13 protein-coding genes and 1 tRNA gene are annotated in these 15569 nt (G+C 70.1%); 7 read left to right on the forward strand and 7 right to left on the reverse strand.

Annotated features, from left to right (window positions below):
- Positions 1-22: 22 nt before the first annotated feature.
- Positions 23-3958: an ATP-dependent RNA helicase HrpA gene (gene hrpA / locus OG389_RS18570; RefSeq protein WP_328299600.1), complete on the forward strand. Its 3936-nt coding sequence runs from the start codon at positions 23-25 to the stop codon at positions 3956-3958.
- Between the two features lie 69 nt (positions 3959-4027).
- Positions 4028-4101 (forward strand) — tRNA-Asp (locus OG389_RS18575).
- 637 nt (positions 4102-4738) lie between these two features.
- Here OG389_RS18575 and bldC read toward each other — a convergent pair.
- Together bldC and OG389_RS18585 are read right to left on the reverse strand one after the other, a co-directional pair.
- Positions 4739-4945 carry a developmental transcriptional regulator BldC gene (gene bldC, locus OG389_RS18580; RefSeq protein ID WP_003949541.1) on the reverse strand — a complete coding sequence of 69 codons (207 nt, stop codon included), beginning with the start codon at positions 4943-4945 and terminating at the stop codon, positions 4739-4741.
- A 566-nt stretch (positions 4946-5511) separates the two neighbouring features.
- On the reverse strand, positions 5512-6324 hold the full coding sequence (locus OG389_RS18585; RefSeq protein WP_328303901.1) for a hypothetical protein: 813 nt from the start codon (positions 6322-6324) through the stop codon (positions 5512-5514).
- 225 nt (positions 6325-6549) lie between these two features.
- Here OG389_RS18585 and OG389_RS18590 point away from each other — a divergent pair, with 225 nt between their 5' ends.
- Together OG389_RS18590 and OG389_RS18595 are read left to right on the forward strand one after the other, a co-directional pair.
- Complete coding sequence (locus tag OG389_RS18590; protein ID WP_328299601.1) at positions 6550-7674, forward strand: Leu/Phe/Val dehydrogenase; 1125 nt, start codon at positions 6550-6552, stop codon at positions 7672-7674.
- A 313-nt stretch (positions 7675-7987) separates the two neighbouring features.
- Positions 7988-8260 carry a DUF3073 domain-containing protein gene (locus tag OG389_RS18595; protein WP_214946570.1) on the forward strand — a complete coding sequence of 91 codons (273 nt, stop codon included), beginning with the start codon at positions 7988-7990 and terminating at the stop codon, positions 8258-8260.
- Positions 8261-8430: 170 nt separating this feature from the next.
- Here the strand turns inward: OG389_RS18595 and purM are convergent, their stop codons facing one another.
- Entirely contained in the window at positions 8431-9501 is a 1071-nt protein-coding gene (gene purM / locus OG389_RS18600; RefSeq protein WP_328299602.1) for a phosphoribosylformylglycinamidine cyclo-ligase, read from the reverse strand.
- Positions 9502-9688: 187 nt separating this feature from the next.
- A complete protein-coding gene (gene purF, locus OG389_RS18605) occupies positions 9689-11206 on the reverse strand; it encodes an amidophosphoribosyltransferase (protein ID WP_328299603.1) in 1518 nt (505 codons plus the stop codon).
- A gap of 148 nt (positions 11207-11354) precedes the next feature.
- On the opposite strand from purF, the gene OG389_RS18610 reads away from it, so the two are divergent.
- The 3 genes from OG389_RS18610 to OG389_RS18620 all read left to right on the forward strand — a co-directional run bounded on the left by OG389_RS18610 (position 11355) and on the right by OG389_RS18620 (position 13274).
- The gene (locus OG389_RS18610) at positions 11355-11450 is read left to right on the forward strand and encodes a putative leader peptide (protein WP_323187867.1); all 96 of its coding nucleotides are present in this window, start codon (positions 11355-11357) and stop codon (positions 11448-11450) included.
- Between the two features lie 125 nt (positions 11451-11575).
- Complete coding sequence (locus tag OG389_RS18615) at positions 11576-13009, forward strand: sulfatase-like hydrolase/transferase (RefSeq protein ID WP_328299604.1); 1434 nt, start codon at positions 11576-11578, stop codon at positions 13007-13009.
- An 82-nt stretch (positions 13010-13091) separates the two neighbouring features.
- The gene (locus OG389_RS18620) at positions 13092-13274 is read left to right on the forward strand and encodes a hypothetical protein (RefSeq protein ID WP_328299605.1); all 183 of its coding nucleotides are present in this window, start codon (positions 13092-13094) and stop codon (positions 13272-13274) included.
- Between the two features lie 10 nt (positions 13275-13284).
- Here OG389_RS18620 and OG389_RS18625 read toward each other — a convergent pair whose 3' ends face one another.
- From OG389_RS18625 to OG389_RS18635, 3 genes are read right to left on the reverse strand one after another with little or no spacing between them, the layout of a single operon-like run.
- Positions 13285-14118 (reverse strand): META domain-containing protein, encoded by an 834-nt coding sequence (locus OG389_RS18625; RefSeq protein ID WP_328299606.1) that lies wholly within the window; start codon positions 14116-14118, stop codon positions 13285-13287.
- A 37-nt stretch (positions 14119-14155) separates the two neighbouring features.
- Positions 14156-14947 carry a maleylpyruvate isomerase family mycothiol-dependent enzyme gene (locus OG389_RS18630; RefSeq protein ID WP_328299607.1) on the reverse strand — a complete coding sequence of 264 codons (792 nt, stop codon included), beginning with the start codon at positions 14945-14947 and terminating at the stop codon, positions 14156-14158.
- A 44-nt stretch (positions 14948-14991) separates the two neighbouring features.
- Entirely contained in the window at positions 14992-15492 is a 501-nt protein-coding gene (locus OG389_RS18635) for a hypothetical protein (protein ID WP_328299608.1), read from the reverse strand.
- Positions 15493-15569: the final 77 nt, after the last annotated feature.

The raw sequence follows: 15569 nt of genomic DNA on the forward strand, positions 1-15569 counted from the left end.
CGGGTGAGATCCTCGACCAGGTATGTCTACTTCCTTCGCCGCCCTGCAGACGCTTCTCGGTGAGATCTCGCTCCGTGACGCGCACCGCCTCGGCCGCCGCCTCGAAGGCGCCCGCCGCATCCGCAAGCCCGAGGCCAAGCAGGCCGTTCTCGACGAGATCGCCGCGGAGGCCGAAAAGGCCGCCGCGCGACTGGCCGGGCGCGCCTCGCGGATGCCGGAGGTCACGTATCCCGAGAACCTGCCCGTCAGCCAGAAGAAGGACGAGATCGCCGAGGCGATACGCGACCACCAGGTCGTGATCGTCGCGGGCGAGACCGGCTCCGGCAAGACCACGCAGATCCCCAAGATCTGCATGGAGCTGGGGCGCGGGGTCCGGGGCATGATCGGGCACACCCAGCCCCGCCGGATCGCGGCCCGCACGGTCGCGGAGCGCATCGCCGAGGAGCTGAAGTCCGAGATCGGTCAGACCGTCGGCTGGAAGGTCCGGTTCACCGACCAGGTGGACCAGGACGCCACCTTCGTGAAGCTGATGACGGACGGCATCCTGCTCGCCGAGATCCAGACGGACCGCGAGCTGCGCGCGTACGACACGATCATCATCGACGAGGCCCACGAGCGGTCCCTGAACATCGACTTCCTGCTCGGCTACCTCGCCACGCTGCTGCCCAAGCGCCCCGACCTCAAGGTGATCATCACCTCGGCGACGATCGACCCGCAGCGCTTCTCCCGGCACTTCGGCGATGCCCCGGTCGTCGAGGTCAGCGGCCGGACGTATCCCGTCGAGGTCCGCTACCGCCCGCTCCTGGAGGAGGAGGGCGACGACAGCGACCGCGACCAGATCACCGCGATCTGCGAGGCCGTGGACGAGCTCCAGGCGGAGGGGCCGGGCGACATCCTGGTCTTCCTTTCCGGCGAGCGCGAGATCCGCGACACCGCCGACGCCCTCAACAAGCGCAACCTCCGCTTCACCGAGGTGCTCCCGCTCTACGCCCGCCTCTCGCACGCCGAGCAGCACCGCGTCTTCCAGCAGCACACGGGACGGCGGATCGTCCTCGCGACCAACGTCGCCGAGACGTCGCTGACCGTCCCGGGCATCAAGTACGTGATCGACCCGGGCACCGCCCGCATCTCGCGCTACAGCCACCGCACCAAGGTCCAGCGCCTGCCCATCGAGCGGATCTCGCAGGCCAGCGCCAATCAGCGCAAGGGCCGTTGCGGCCGTACCTCGGACGGCATCTGCGTCCGCCTCTACTCCGAGGACGACTTCACCACCCGTCCGGAGTTCACGGACGCCGAGATCCTGCGCACGAACCTCGCCTCCGTCATCCTCCAGATGACCGCGGCCGGCCTCGGCGAGATCGAGAAGTTCCCCTTCATCGACCCGCCGGACCACCGCAACATCCGCGACGGCGTCCAGCTCCTCCAGGAGCTCGGCGCGCTGGACCCGGCCGAGAAGGATCACAAAAAGCGGCTGACCCCGATGGGCCGCCAGCTCTCCCAGCTGCCCGTGGACCCCCGGCTGGCCCGCATGGTGGTGGAGGCGGACAAGAACAACTGCGTCCGCGAGGTCATGGTCATCGCGGCGGCCCTGTCCATCCAGGACCCGCGCGAGCGGCCCTCGGACAAGCAGACACAGGCCGACCAGAACCACGCCCGCTTCAAGGACGAGACCAGCGACTTCCTCTCGTTCCTGAACATGTGGCGCTACGTCCGCGAGCAGCAGAAGGAACGCGGCTCGTCCTCCTTCCGCCGGATGTGCAAGCAGGAGTACCTGAACTTCCTGCGGATCCGCGAGTGGCAGGACATCTATTCGCAGCTGCGTACGGTCGCCAAGACCATGGGCATCCACGTCAACGAGGCCGACGCCCCCGAGACGAGCGTGCACATCTCCCTGCTCGCCGGCCTGCTGTCGCACATCGGGCTCAAGGACACCGACAAGAACGAGTACCTGGGGGCCCGGTCCGCCAAGTTCGCGATCTTCCCGGGCTCCTCGCTGTTCAAGAAGCAGCCGAAGTTCCTGATGTCGGCCGAGCTGGTGGAGACCTCGCGGCTGTGGGCCCGGGTGAACGCCAAGGTGGAGCCGGAGTGGGTGGAGCCGCTCGCCCAGCACCTGATCAAGCGCACGTACAGCGAGCCGCACTGGGAGAAGGACCAGGCGGCCGTGATGGCCTTCGAGAAGGTCACACTGTACGGCGTACCGATCGTCGCCCAGCGGAAGATCAACTACGGCCGGATCGACGCCGAGGTCTCGCGCGACCTGTTCATCCGCAACGCTCTGGTCGAGGGCGACTGGCGGACCCACCACAAGTTCTACGCCGACAACCGCAAGCTCCTCACCGAGGTGGAGGAGCTGGAGAACCGGGCCCGGCGCCGCGACATCGTGGTCGACGACGAGACCCTCTTCGACTTCTACGACCAGCGGATCCCCGAGCACGTCGTCTCGGGGGCGCACTTCGACTCGTGGTGGAAGCACAAGAAGCGCGACGAGCCCGAACTGCTCGACTTCGAGCGCGAGATGCTGCTGACGGAAAAGGCGGCCGGGGTCACCAAGGCCGACTATCCGGACTCCTGGCTCCAGGGTCGGCTGAAGTTCCGGGTGACCTACCAGTTCGAACCGGGCGCGGACGCGGACGGCGTGACCGTCCACATCCCGCTCCAGGTGCTGAACCAGGTCACCGACGAGGGCTTCGACTGGCAGATCCCGGGTCTGCGCGAGGAGGTGGTCACGGAGCTGATCCGGTCCCTCCCGAAGCCGATCCGCCGGCACTACGTGCCCGCGCCGAACTTCGCGACCCGGTTCCTGGCCACCGCGCACCCGCTGCGGGAACCCCTGCACGTGACGCTGGCCCGGGAGCTCCACCGGATGGTCGGGGTCCCGGTCACCGCCGAGGACTTCGACCTCACCCGCATCCCCGACCATCTGAAGATCACCTTCCGGATCGTCGACGAGCGCCGCAAGAACCTCGCCGAGGCCAAGGACCTGGAGGCCCTGCGGCTCCAGCTCAAGCCCAAGGCCCGCCAGGCCCTCTCCCAGGCCGCGGCGGCCAGTGCCGAGCGCGAGGGCGGGGAGTCGGTGGAGAAGACCGGGCTGACGGACTGGACGATCGGCGCGCTGACCCAGGTCTTCGAGACCCGGCGGGCGGGCCAGCCCGTGAAGGCGTACCCGGCGCTCGTGGACGCCGGTACGAGCGTCTCCGTACGCCTCTTCGACACCGAGGCCGAGCAGCGGCAGGCGATGCGGCTCGGCACCCGGCGGCTGATCCTGCTGAACATCCCGGTGAACCCGGCGAAGTTCGCCTCGGACCACCTCAGCAACCAGCAGAAGCTGGCGCTGTCGCGCAATCCGCACGGCTCGATCCAGGCGCTGTTCGACGACTGCGCGACCGCGGCGGCCGACAAGCTGATCGCGGACCACGGCGGCCCGGCGTGGGACGAGGCGGGCTTCCGCAAGCTCTACGAGGCCGTGCGCACCGACCTGGTGGACACGACCGTACGGACGATCACGCAGGTGCAGCAGGTCCTGGCGGCCTGGCAGGCCTGCGAGCGACGGCTGAAGGCCACCGGCAGCCTGGCTCTGATGGCCAACGTCCAGGACGTGCGCGACCAGCTGGCGGCCCTCGTGCCGGCCGGGTTCGTCACGCTCGCCGGACTGCGCCGGCTGCCGGACCTGATGCGCTACCTGGTGGCGGCCGACCGGCGGCTCCAGCAGATGCCCACAGGTGTCCAGCGCGACACCACGCGCATGGAGAAGGTCCACGAGATGCGGGACGAGTACCTGTGGCTGCTGGAGCAGTTGCCGAAGGGACGCCCGGTCCCGGCGGAGGTCACCGAGATCCGCTGGATGATCGAGGAACTGCGGGTCAGCTACTTCGCGCACGCCCTCGGAACGGCCTATCCGATCTCCGACAAGCGCATCGTGAAGGCCGTGGACGCGGCCGCCCCGGGACCCGCTCGGTGATCGGGTTCGACTGCACCCCCTGAGCTGCGGTACAGTCTGATTCGCAGCCGCCCAGCGGGTGCAAGTCAAGGACCTGTGGAGCAGTTGGTTAGCTCGCCACCCTGTCAAGGTGGAGGTCGCGGGTTCAAGTCCCGTCAGGTTCGCAAGATCGTCAGGGCCCGCATCCTCAGGGATGCGGGCCCTGACGCGTTTCCGGCTCCAGGGCACGTCGAGGACAGCCTCGGGTCCGAGATCCTCAGCGGGCCACAGGTCCGGCCACGAGCACAGGTCCGGCCACGAGCCCGCCCCACAGCCTCGATTGGGCTCGGAATCCACCAGAACCCCACCCGACGCGCGACAGCGCCTCCAGGGGCCGCCTGAGGGCCCGTCGGGACCTCGCGGGGCCGTCCCGGGCCCGATCCGGGCTCCGCCCGATAAATCGCCCGTTCGCATGATGCGCTCTGCGGGACACGTCCCTCTATGGGGTGCATTGCCTGATCCACAAGAGTGATCATCTGTGACGGGAGTCACCACATGTGTTTTTGAGACGCACCCTTTTATCGCACCCCTACGCACCCTCAATTTAATATGTGCAATTGCACCCTCCCTCGACCCACCCCGCACACCAGTCCGACAGAGCCCTGACCAGGCATAAAAAAGATCGCGCTGGACCCGGCGGAGTCCAGCGCGATCGAACGACTGATGAACCTGTTGGGGCAGGTCCAGTCGTTTGAAGCTATGTGGGGCTCATCGGATTGGGGGACCCGATATAGACCCGTCAATAAGTAGTGCTGCGGAACCTCAGGCCTCGCTGCGCTGCTGCGGAATTCCCGCAAGCAGTGCGCGGACCTCAGCCTCGCGGTAACGGCGGTGTCCACCCAGGGTGCGGATGGACGTGAGCTTGCCAGCCTTGGCCCAGCGGGTGACCGTCTTCGGGTCCACGCGGAACATCGTGGCAACCTCAGCCGGGGTCAGCAGCGGCTCGGCATCAGGGGTGCGAGCGGTCATGAGCGGCCTCCTCGGGAGAACCGAACCATCTCGGTTCTTTCCTCTAAATTCTGCACCTTGGCCCACGTTGCCCGAAATGGACATACGCGGGCCGAGTCGGTTATAGGACGAACGGCTTGTCCTCGGCACTACAACTACACCATCCGTCCAGCCTCGACGGCCAAACCGATGGAATTGCCCTCCGAGGTGTTCATCAGCGGCGGAAGCCGATGGACCGTCCCATAACGGACAGTCACCCCACTGTGACGATCAGTCACAGAGCGATCAGGAGTCGTCAGACCCCCCGTAGAGTGCAATACCGAGCAATCCGCCCTTAGTTGGGCGGAAGGAACCCTCCCCGGACTCCTTGTCCTATTTTGGCACGAGGGTAGGGGAAGGGCGCAAGGGTGTAGATAGTGCGGTCCGTCACGCTTGGGCCAATGGCCCGTATCGGGACGTAGGTCCCGGAACAAAGACCCAAAAGAGGGCATCACGGCCTTGAGCTGGCCGTTCCCGTCCGCGCTCGGTCGATCGGCGGATGGACAGCGGCCTCCGGAGCCGCTACCCACCCTCCTGACCGGATCCGGCTAATTCGCGAAGAGTCGCTCCCGGACCGCCCGCCACCGGTCCGCCAGGACCCCGTACGTCTGCGCCGCACCCTCCCGGTCGCCGGACCGCAGCGCCGAGAGCCCCGCCGCGAGGTCCCCGGCCGAGCGGTCGGCCTCCAGCCGCTCCGCCGGCAGCGCGTGCAGCAGCCCGCCGTAGTCCAGCTCCACCATCGAGCGGGGGTGGAACTCCTCCAGCCAGCTCCCGACCTCCACCAGCCCCTCGGCGAGCATCCCGTACCCCTCCGCCTCGCGCAGGGTCCGCAGCGCCCGCGCGAGCCGGCGCCGGGCCTGCACCATCGGCGTCCGGTAGCGCAGCCGCTCACCCGCCACGTACTCCCGCTCCTCGTCGGCCACCAGGACGAACCAGCGCAGCGGCACCTGCCAGACCCCGGTACGGATCCAGGGCCGCGCGTCGGGATTGCGCCCGCGCCAGGCCTCGTACTCCTCGGCCGCCCGCCGCCGGGCCTCCGCGGGCAGGGCGGCGTCGAGTACCGGCAGCGGGAACTCGGCCACCAGCTCCTGGAGCGCCAGCCAGCCGCGCAGCCTGGTGCGCCACGGGCAGACCAGCAGCACCCCGTCCACCTCGGCGGTGAAGGCGTCGGCGCTCTCGAGCGCCGGGACCCCGACCACGGGGACCCGGACCAGGTCCACGAGCGACCGACGCAGTTCGTCCTGGGCGGTCGGCACCGCCCCGCGCCGGGCATAGTCGGCCCAGTGGGTGCGCTCCGGCTCCGGGAAGGCGGCCAGCGGTTCGTAGACGCGCAGGTAGGAGGCGTACGGGACGGTGGGCATCGAGCGGGCGGAGGGCAGCCGGGGATCGGGGGATTCGCTCACGCTCTCGTACTCCCCCGCACCGGCCGGGGCTACTCCGACGGCGCCGCGCCCGGCCGGCTCCTCACCCCTGGGCGTCCCGATCTCCGGACAGAGCGGAACCACCGGGCCCCACAGGTCTTACGCTGCTCCCAGCACGCCCTCCCCCACCCGCAGGGCGGGCGTCTTTCCCGCCGCATCTCTTCCATGGGAGTCACCACCGTGACCGAAATGACCGACGGCGTCCTGCACACCCTGTTCCGCAGTGAACAGGGCGGCCACGAGCAAGTCGTGCTGTGCCAGGACCGTGCCTCAGGCCTCAAGGCCGTCATCGCGATCCACTCCACCGCCCTGGGCCCGGCCCTCGGCGGCACCCGCTTCCACGCGTACGCCTCGGACGAGGAAGCCGTCCTCGACGCGCTGAACCTCGCGCGCGGCATGTCGTACAAGAACGCGCTGGCCGGGCTCGACCTCGGCGGCGGCAAGGCCGTCATCATCGGCGAGCCCGACGTCCTGAAGTCCGAGGAACTGCTGCTGGCCTACGGCCGGTTCGTGGAGTCGCTCGGCGGCCGCTACGTGACCGCCTGCGACGTCGGCACCTACGTGGCCGACATGGACGTCGTGGCCCGCGAGACCCGCTGGGCGACCGGCCGCTCCCCCGAGAACGGCGGCGCCGGCGATTCCTCGGTCCTCACCGCCTTCGGCGTCTTCCAGGGCATGCGCGCCAGCGCCCAGCACCTGTGGGGCGACCCGACCCTGCGCGGCCGCAAGATCGGCGTCGCGGGCGTCGGCAAGGTCGGCCGCCACCTGGTCGAGCACCTGCTCGAGGACGGCGCCGAGGTCGTGATCACGGACGTCCGCGCGGAGTCCGTCGAGCAGATCCTCGAGAAGCACAGCCTGGACAAGTACGCCGGCAGGGTGAGCGCCGTCGCCGACACCGAGGCGCTGATCCGCGTGGAGGGCCTGGACATCTACGCCCCCTGCGCGCTCGGCGGGGCCCTGAACGACGCGTCCGTACCGGTCCTGACCGCGAAGGTGGTGTGCGGGGCGGCGAACAACCAGCTCGCGCACCCGGGCGTGGAGAAGGACCTCGCGGACCGCGGGATCCTCTACGCGCCGGACTACGTGGTCAACGCCGGCGGGGTCATCCAGGTCGCCGACGAGCTGCGCGGCTTCGACTTCGACCGCTGCAAGGCCAAGGCCACGAAGATCTTCGACACCACGCTGGAAATCTTCGCACGTGCGAAGACGGACGGTATCCCGCCGGCCGCGGCCGCCGACCGTATCGCCGAGCAGCGCATGGCGGACGCCCGCACCGCGCGCACGGTCTGACCCCTCAGCTCGATCCTGACGGGGCCCTGGTCGGGGCTTCTGGACGGGCCCGCCGGGGCGCGGCGAGACGGAACTCACTGCGCTTCGGCGGGTCGTCCGTCAGGAAAGGGCTAAAATCGCAGCTGACCAGCGAGGACGGGGCGCCTTGCTGGTACTGCACCGGGGCGCGTCATGCGGGCGGCGTACCGTATGGCGCCGGAAGCAGGTACCGTTAAACCCCTACGGACGGTCTCTCCACGGAGAGCCCGCTCCGAACCATGAACGCGTGTCAGACTCTGGGGCCGTCGAGCCCCGTCACCGAGGGGGTCGAGCCATGGGGCGCGGCCGGGCAAAGGCCAAGCAGACGAAGGTCGCCCGCCAGCTGAAGTACAGCAGCGGCGGGACTGACTTGTCGCGTCTGGCCAATGAGCTGGGCGCATCGCCGACGGATCCGCCGCTGCCTGTCAGCGTGCCGGTCGAAGTCGATGACGATGACGATCAAGATGAAGACGACCCGTACGCCAAGTACGCGGCTCTTTACAACGACGATGACGACGAGGACGAGGACGAGGAGTCCGGTCCGTCGGCCCATCGTCGCGGCGCTTGACGCTCTAGCGGTGTCTGCACGCCAGGCATGAAGCACGGAAACCCGGTCCAGGGCATCGCCCCGGGCCGGGTTTCCGTGCTGCTCGCGTATCGCTGTGGTCCGGCGGTCAGGCCGTGCGGATCGTGTGGTCCGCGCGGACCTCACGATCCGCGCGGACCTCACGGACCGGTTCAGTTCGCGTAGTCCCCGGTCAGCGTCGCGCCTTCCGCGTGCTCGCCGCGGTCCAGGATCTCGCCGGCGACCCAGGCGTCGACGCCCCGGTCGGACAGCGCGGTCAGGGCAACCTCCACCGACTCCTGCGGGACCACGGCCATCATGCCGACGCCCATGTTCAGGGTCTTCTCCAGCTCCAGGCGCTCCACCTGCCCGGCCTTGCCGACCAGGTCGAAGATGGCTCCGGGGGCCCAGGTCGAGCGGTCGACCGCGGCGTGCAGGTGGTCCGGGATCACCCGGGCGAGATTGGCCGCGAGGCCGCCGCCCGTGATGTGGGAGTAGGCGTGGACCTCGGCCGTGCGGGTGAGGGCCATGCAGTCCAGCGAATAGATCTTGGTGGGCTCCAGCAGCTCCTCGCCGAGGGTCCGGCCGAGCTCCTCGACGTGCGCCTCCAGGGACATTCCGGCCCGGTCGAAGAGGACGTGACGGACCAGCGAGTACCCGTTCGAGTGAAGGCCGGAGGAGGCCATCGCGATCACGGCGTCGCCCGTACGGATACGGTCCGCGCCCAGCAGCTGGTCGTACTCGACGACACCGGTGCCGGCACCCGCCACGTCGAAGTCGTCCGGACCCAGCAGACCCGGGTGCTCGGCGGTCTCGCCGCCGACCAGGGCGCAGCCGGCCAGGACGCAGCCCTCGGCGATGCCCTTGACGATGGCCGCGACCCGCTCGGGGTGGACCTTGCCGACGCAGATGTAGTCGGTCATGAAGAGCGGCTCGGCACCGCAGACGACGATGTCGTCCATGACCATCGCGACGAGGTCGTGGCCGATGGTGTCGTACACGCCCAGGCGGCGGGCGATGTCCACCTTGGTGCCGACCCCGTCGGTGGCGGAGGCGAGCAGGGGGCGCTCGTAGCGCTTGAGGGCGGAGGCGTCGAAGAGGCCGGCGAAACCGCCGAGGCCGCCGAGGACCTCGGGGCGCTGCGTCTTCTTCACCCACTCCTTCATCAGCTCGACGGCGCGGTCTCCCGCGTCGATGTCCACGCCCGCGGCTGCGTAGCTGGCACCGGTGGTCTTCTCTGTCATGACAGGAGAGAGCTTTCGTGTCGTTGCTGCGTGTGGTGCGGGGACCCGGGAAAAGCCTGAAAGACAGGCCCCCGCGCAGATTGAGCAGGATGAGCGGACGGGGCGGACCGGGCGGATCGCCCCGGTGAGCGGGGCCTGCGGGTCCGCGGGCTCGGGCGAGCCCGCGGACCGTGCAGAGCCTCGGACCCTAGGGGCGCCGGAGCGCGTCGGCGGCGTCGCTGCCGCCGGCCAGCTCGGTCTCCAGGAGCTGCTTGCCCAGGAGCTGCGGGTCGGGCAGCTCCATGGGGTACACGCCGTCGAAGCAGGCACGGCAGAGGTTGGGCTTCTGGATGGTGGTCGCCTCGACCATCGCGTCGAGCGAGATGTACGAGAGCGAGTCCGCGCCCAGCGACGTGGCGATCTCGTCGACCGTCATGCCGTTGGCGATCAGCTCGGCCCGGGTGGCGAAGTCGATGCCGAAGAAGCACGGCCACTTCACCGGCGGTGAGGAGATCCGGATGTGGACCTCCGCCGCGCCGGCCTCACGGAGCATCTTGACCAGGGCGCGCTGGGTGTTGCCGCGGACGATCGAGTCGTCCACGACCACCAGGCGCTTGCCCCGGATGACTTCCTTGAGGGGGTTGAGCTTGAGGCGGATGCCGAGCTGGCGGATCGTCTGCGAGGGCTGGATGAAGGTCCGGCCCACGTAGGCGTTCTTGACCAGGCCGATGCCGTACGGAATCCCGCTGGCTTCGGCGTATCCGACGGCGGCGGGCGTGCCGGATTCCGGCGTCGATATCACCAGGTCGGCGTCGGCCGGGGCTTCCTTCGCCAGGCGCCGGCCCATCTCGACACGCGAGAGGTAGACGTTGCGGCCGGCGATGTCGGTGTCCGGGCGCGCCAGGTAGACGTACTCGAAGACACAGCCCTTGGGCTTCGCTTCCGCGAATCGAGAGGTCCGCAGACCGTTCTCGTCGATCGCGATCAGCTCGCCCGGCTCGACCTCGCGGACGAAGCTGGCTCCGCAGATGTCCAGGGCGGCGGTCTCACTCGCCACCACCCAGCCGCGCTCGAGGCGGCCGAGGACCAGCGGGCGGATGCCCTGCGGGTCACGGGCGGTGTAGAGCGTTCCCTCGTCCATGAAGACGAGCGAGAAGGCGCCCTTCACCTTCGGGAGGACCTTGGTGGCCGACTCCTCGATGGTCAGGGGCTTGCCGTCGTCGTCCGTCTGGCCGGCCAGCAGGGCGGTGACCAGGTCGGTGTCATTGGTGGCCGCCACCTGGGTGGCGCGGCCGTCCTGACGGGGGAGGTCGGCGACCATCTCGGCCAACTCGGCGGTGTTCACCAGGTTGCCGTTGTGACCCAGGGCAATGGAGCCGTGGGCGGTCGCGCGGAAGGTGGGCTGCGCGTTCTCCCAGACGGAGGCCCCGGTGGTCGAGTAGCGGGCGTGACCGACCGCGATATGACCTTGGAGCGAGCCGAGAGAGGTTTCGTCGAAGACCTGGGAAACGAGTCCCATGTCCTTGAAGACGAGGATCTGGGAACCGTTGCTCACAGCGATGCCCGCGGACTCTTGTCCGCGGTGCTGCAATGCATACAGTCCGAAGTAGGTGAGCTTGGCGACCTCTTCACCCGGAGCCCAGACACCGAAGACGCCGCAAGCGTCCTGGGGGCCCTTTTCGCCGGGGAGCAGGTCGTGGTTGAGTCGTCCATCACCACGAGGCACGCCCCCGAGTGTAGGCGAGATCGACCACCGGTCCGAATTGGGGATGGCCGGGAAATGTCACAGCACGCAGGGTGACGGAACCTGTTCGTCTCAATATCCGGATTGCCCTGGTTGACAGTCACCTGTCGTTTCGTACAAGCTCCGGCCCATGCAGCCTCTCGGTGACCGCACCGTCACCCTCGTCGCGCGCCGACACGTGGACCTCGTCCGTGTCGCCAGCGCCATCTGTCGCTGTTCCGCGTAGCCCGCGCCGCTTTTCCCTTTCCTTTTCTGCTTTTCCTGACCCCTCCCGTCCGAGCCGCTCCGCCGTGCCGTGCGCCGTCCCGCGCCGCCCCGGAGCCGGCCGGCGGGCCGTGCCTTGGAGTACCTGTGACCTCGAACGAACCCAACCTGTCCCGGCGCGCCTTCGGCGGCGCCGTCGGCGTGACCGCGGCCGCCGCCGCGGTGGGGCTGGGAGCCGCCGCCCCGGCCCAGGCGGCGCCCGCCGAAGCCCAGCACGCGGGCGACGGGGAACGGGAGTTCCGGGCCGACCGGGGGCGCCGCTCCCGCCGCCCGAACATCCTGTTCATCCTCGGGGACGACCTCGGCTGGGCCGACCTGTCCTCCTACGGCTCCCCGAACATCAAGACCCCGAACCTGGACCGGCTCGCCCGCCAGGGCGTCCGCTTCACCGACGCCTACTCGGGCTCCGCCACCTGCTCCCCGACCCGCTTCAGCCTGTACACCGGCCGCTACCCGGGGCGCACCAAGGGCGGCCTCGCCGAGCCCATCGCCGACAAGTCGGCGGGCCTGGAGCCGACCCACCCGACACTGGCCTCGCTGCTGCGCGGTTCCGGCTACGCGACCGCGCTGATAGGCAAGTGGCACTGCGGCTACCTGCCCGACTACAGCCCGACCAAGTCCGGCTGGGACGAGTTCTTCGGCAACTTCGGCGGGGCGCTGGAGTACTACTCCAAGCTCGGTCTGGGCGGCGAGTACGACCTCTACGAGGGCGACGCCGAGTACAAGGACCTGCGCTACTACACGCGGATCCTGACCGAGCGCGCCTCCGAGTACGTCTCCCGCGACCACGGCGACAAGCCCTGGCTGCTCAACCTCAACTTCACCACCCCGCACTGGCCGTGGATCGCCGACGGGGACACCAAGGAGAGCGCCGAGGTCGAGCGACGGATCAGGGCCGGCGACGGGCGCGCGCTGTGGCACCAGGACGGCGGCTCGATCGAGAAGTACAAGCAGATGGTGGAGGACCTCGACCGCTCGGTCGGCGAGGTGCTGAAGGCGCTCAAGCGTTCCGGTCAGGAGGAGGACACCCTGGTGTTCTTCTCCAGCGACAACGGCGGCGAGCGCTTCTCCCACAACTGGCCGCTCTCCGGCAACAAGGCCTCTCTCCAGGAGGGCGGGATCCGCGTACCCAACATCGTGCGCTGGCCAGCCCGGCTCGACGGCGGCCAGGTCAGCCACGTCCCGGTCTTCACCCCGGACTGGACGGCGACCCTGCTGGAGCTGGCGGGCACCCGCGCGAACCCGGCGTACCCGCTGGACGGGGTGAGCCTGGCCGGATACCTGCTGCGCGGGGAGAAGGTCGCCGAGCGCGGCCTCTTCTGGCGGGTTCGCGGGGAGCGGGCCCTGCGCCGCGGGGACTGGAAGTACTACCGCGGCAAGGCCGGCGCCGACCAGCTGTTCAACCTGGCCGGGGACATCCGCGAGCAGGCCGACAAGGCGGCCCTGGAGCCGGCCCGGCTGGCAGAGCTGCGGGCGGCCTGGGAGAGGACGAACGCGGGGCTGCTGCCGTACCCGGGCTGAGCCCATGGCCTGGTCCACAGCCTGTGGAAGGTTGTGGACCAGGAGCGATGCGATACCCGAACCCAGTGCGTACGTAAGGACCTTGCCGATCGGCGAGCGGATCCCCTTCCCGGCCGACGGCATCCCGTTCTGGGCGATCTTCCCCTACGAGGGGCGCTCCGGATCAAGGTGCTGGAGCCGCCGGTCCTGCCCGAACCGCCGCGCTCTGGGCGGGATCGGCCGGGTGCACGTGAACAAGTGGGGCGGCGGGACCGCGGACGTCTGAGCCCGGGAGGTCACTCGACGGCGGAGGCCGCCTTCGCGGTGATCCCGGCGCCCGAACCGGCCGAGGTGAGGGTGAGGGCGTCGCCCTGGATCCGCCATTGGAGCGGGCCGCCGCCGAACAGTCCGGTCAGCGCCCGCTCGACCTCGCCCTCCGGGCCCAGGCAGGCCATCCGGGTGGTGGTGAGCGGTCCGAAGGTGACCGAGCCGCCTTCCACGGCGGCCTTGGCGTTGAACCGGTTGCAGCCGAGGTTGCCGCTCGCGGATCCGTCGGCGGCGAGGGTGAAGCGAGCCCTGCCCCCGGCACCGGCGGGCAGGGAGCTCGCGGTGGCCCCGTCGAGCAGGGAGTCCACCGTCCACACGGTGGCGACGAGCGGCGCGTCGGGGGTACGCGGCTTGGTGCTCAGGTTGATCATGTCCCCCTCGGCGGTCTTCAGGGTGACGGTGTCCGGCGTTTCCCGGACGGCCAGCCGGCCCTGGAACAGCTTGGCGAAGGCCGTCTCGAACCGCATGTTCTCGCAGGCCATGTCGGTGGAGGAGCCGGGCCGCACGGTCATGTCCGTATCCGATGCGAAGACGACCCGGGCTGTGAAGCCGTTGCAGCCGTAGTTGCCCGTGGCCTCGGCCTCGTGGCCCCCCTCGGCGGGCCCGAGGGTCAGCTCGGCGGGCTTCGGCGCGGTCATCGTCTGGCCGTCCACGGTCAGGCTCACCACGGACCAGGTCCCGGTGAAGCCCCGGTCCGGACGCGGCGCGCCACCGCTCGCGCCGTCGTCACCGCAAGCGGTGGCGGTGGCGGACAGCGCCAGGAAGGCGACCAGGGCGGCGGGCAGCAGCGGCATCGTACGCATGCCGGTGGGACGCGGCGCGCGCCCGGGCGGTTCCAGATCAGCTCATCAGGGGGAGCAGGGCCGACAGGTCGGCGCGCTCCCCGCTGGCCCGGACCTGGGCCCCGTCCAGCGCGTCGGTCCAGCCCGTACGGCCGGTGGCGAGCCGGATCCAGGTCAGCGGGTCGGTCTCCACCACGTTCGGCGGGGTGCCCCGGGTGTGCCGGGGCCCCTCGACGCACTGGACCACCGCGAACGGCGGGACGCGGAACTCCACCGCGCCGCCCGGCGCCTTCAGCGCGAGGGCGTCGGACAGCAGCCGGGTGCAGGCCGCCAGGGCCTGGCGGTCGAACGGGACGTCCAGGCCGGTGGCGCGGCGCAGGTCGTCGGTGTGGACGACGAGCTCGACGGTACGGGTGACCAGGAAGTCGGCCAGGGTCATCGCCCCGATCCACAGGTCCAGCACCCGCCCGCCGGGGTTCGCTTCGAGCGCCTCGGCCAGGCGGGCGCCGGCCCGGTCGTAGAGCTCGGGGAGCGGGGCCCCCTCCAGGGTCTCCCTGGCCGCCTCGGCGATCTTCCCGGCGAGCGAGGCGGTCGCGAAGGGCCATTCGGCGGCGGACAGTTCGGCGACGGCGGCCGGCGGCCGGGCGAGGCCGCTCGCCAGCGAATCGGCGATCCAGGCGATGTGCGCGGCGAGTTCGGCGACGGACCAGTCACCGACCCCGCTGGGCCGGGCGAGCTGATCGGGGTCCAACCCCCCTACAGCGTCCCGGACATGACCGAACTGCGCGAGGACGGCCGCGCGGGTGCGGGCGTGGTCGTACGTGCGCGGCTTCTTCTTGGCGGGCGGCATGGGGCCGACCCTACTTCGCCCGGCAGCTCGGGGTCCGGAGGCGGTCAGTACTTCGGAGCCGCGGGCAGGGTGGTCCCGCAGCCCGCCTTCGCCGCCGCGCGCAGGGCCGCCTCGCGGGCCAGCCCCGACAGGAATCCGGGTTCACCGCGGCCCCCGCCGTCGCCCTCGGTGGCGGCGGTCACCCGCAGGGAGGTCACTCCGGCGGACGCGGCCGGGTCGGCGCACTTCGCGATCGCCGTGACGCCGCGGTCGCCGTACTCGAACCGGCTCCCGCCCGGTCCGGCGTCCTTGGCGGCCACCACCGTGAGGGAGACGAACTCCCGCATCTCCTCCTGGCCCTCGAACATGACCGCATGCCGCAGCACGCACACGGCGTCCCCCGCGGGGGCGGCGTCCACCCTGCGCGAGCCGAACCCCATCACCGCAGCCGGATCGACCAGCCCCTGACAGGCCTCGGTGATCTCCGCCCGGCTCTCCGCGCGGAGACCGTAGCGGTCGTAGAGGAACCAGCCGCCCACCCCCACGGCGGCCACGATCACCGGCATCCCGACTCTGAGGAGCCATCGGCCCCAACTCTGTGACATCCGCGCCCCGTTCCCCCGCCGGCCCCACCGCCGACGTC

It is taken from the genome of Streptomyces sp. NBC_00435, from assembly GCF_036014235.1.
Taxonomy (GTDB): domain Bacteria; phylum Actinomycetota; class Actinomycetes; order Streptomycetales; family Streptomycetaceae; genus Streptomyces.

What these genes read in the sequence shown, in the direction of transcription:
- OG389_RS18630 (WP_328299607.1), bottom strand. Translation starts at nt 14,947, where the DNA reads ATGCCGCCCGCCAAGAAGAAGCCGCGCACGTACGACCACGCCCGCACC.
- OG389_RS18595 (WP_214946570.1), top strand. Translation starts at nt 7,988, where the DNA reads ATGGGGCGCGGCCGGGCAAAGGCCAAGCAGACGAAGGTCGCCCGCCAG.
- hrpA (WP_328299600.1), top strand. Translation starts at nt 23, where the DNA reads ATGTCTACTTCCTTCGCCGCCCTGCAGACGCTTCTCGGTGAGATCTCG.
- OG389_RS18625 (WP_328299606.1), bottom strand. Translation starts at nt 14,118, where the DNA reads ATGCGTACGATGCCGCTGCTGCCCGCCGCCCTGGTCGCCTTCCTGGCG.
- OG389_RS18610 (WP_323187867.1), top strand. Translation starts at nt 11,355, where the DNA reads ATGCAGCCTCTCGGTGACCGCACCGTCACCCTCGTCGCGCGCCGACAC.
- OG389_RS18590 (WP_328299601.1), top strand. Translation starts at nt 6,550, where the DNA reads ATGGGAGTCACCACCGTGACCGAAATGACCGACGGCGTCCTGCACACC.
- OG389_RS18635 (WP_328299608.1), bottom strand. Translation starts at nt 15,492, where the DNA reads ATGCCGGTGATCGTGGCCGCCGTGGGGGTGGGCGGCTGGTTCCTCTAC.
- bldC (WP_003949541.1), bottom strand. Translation starts at nt 4,945, where the DNA reads ATGACCGCTCGCACCCCTGATGCCGAGCCGCTGCTGACCCCGGCTGAG.
- OG389_RS18585 (WP_328303901.1), bottom strand. Translation starts at nt 6,324, where the DNA reads ATGCCCACCGTCCCGTACGCCTCCTACCTGCGCGTCTACGAACCGCTG.
- purM (WP_328299602.1), bottom strand. Translation starts at nt 9,501, where the DNA reads ATGACAGAGAAGACCACCGGTGCCAGCTACGCAGCCGCGGGCGTGGAC.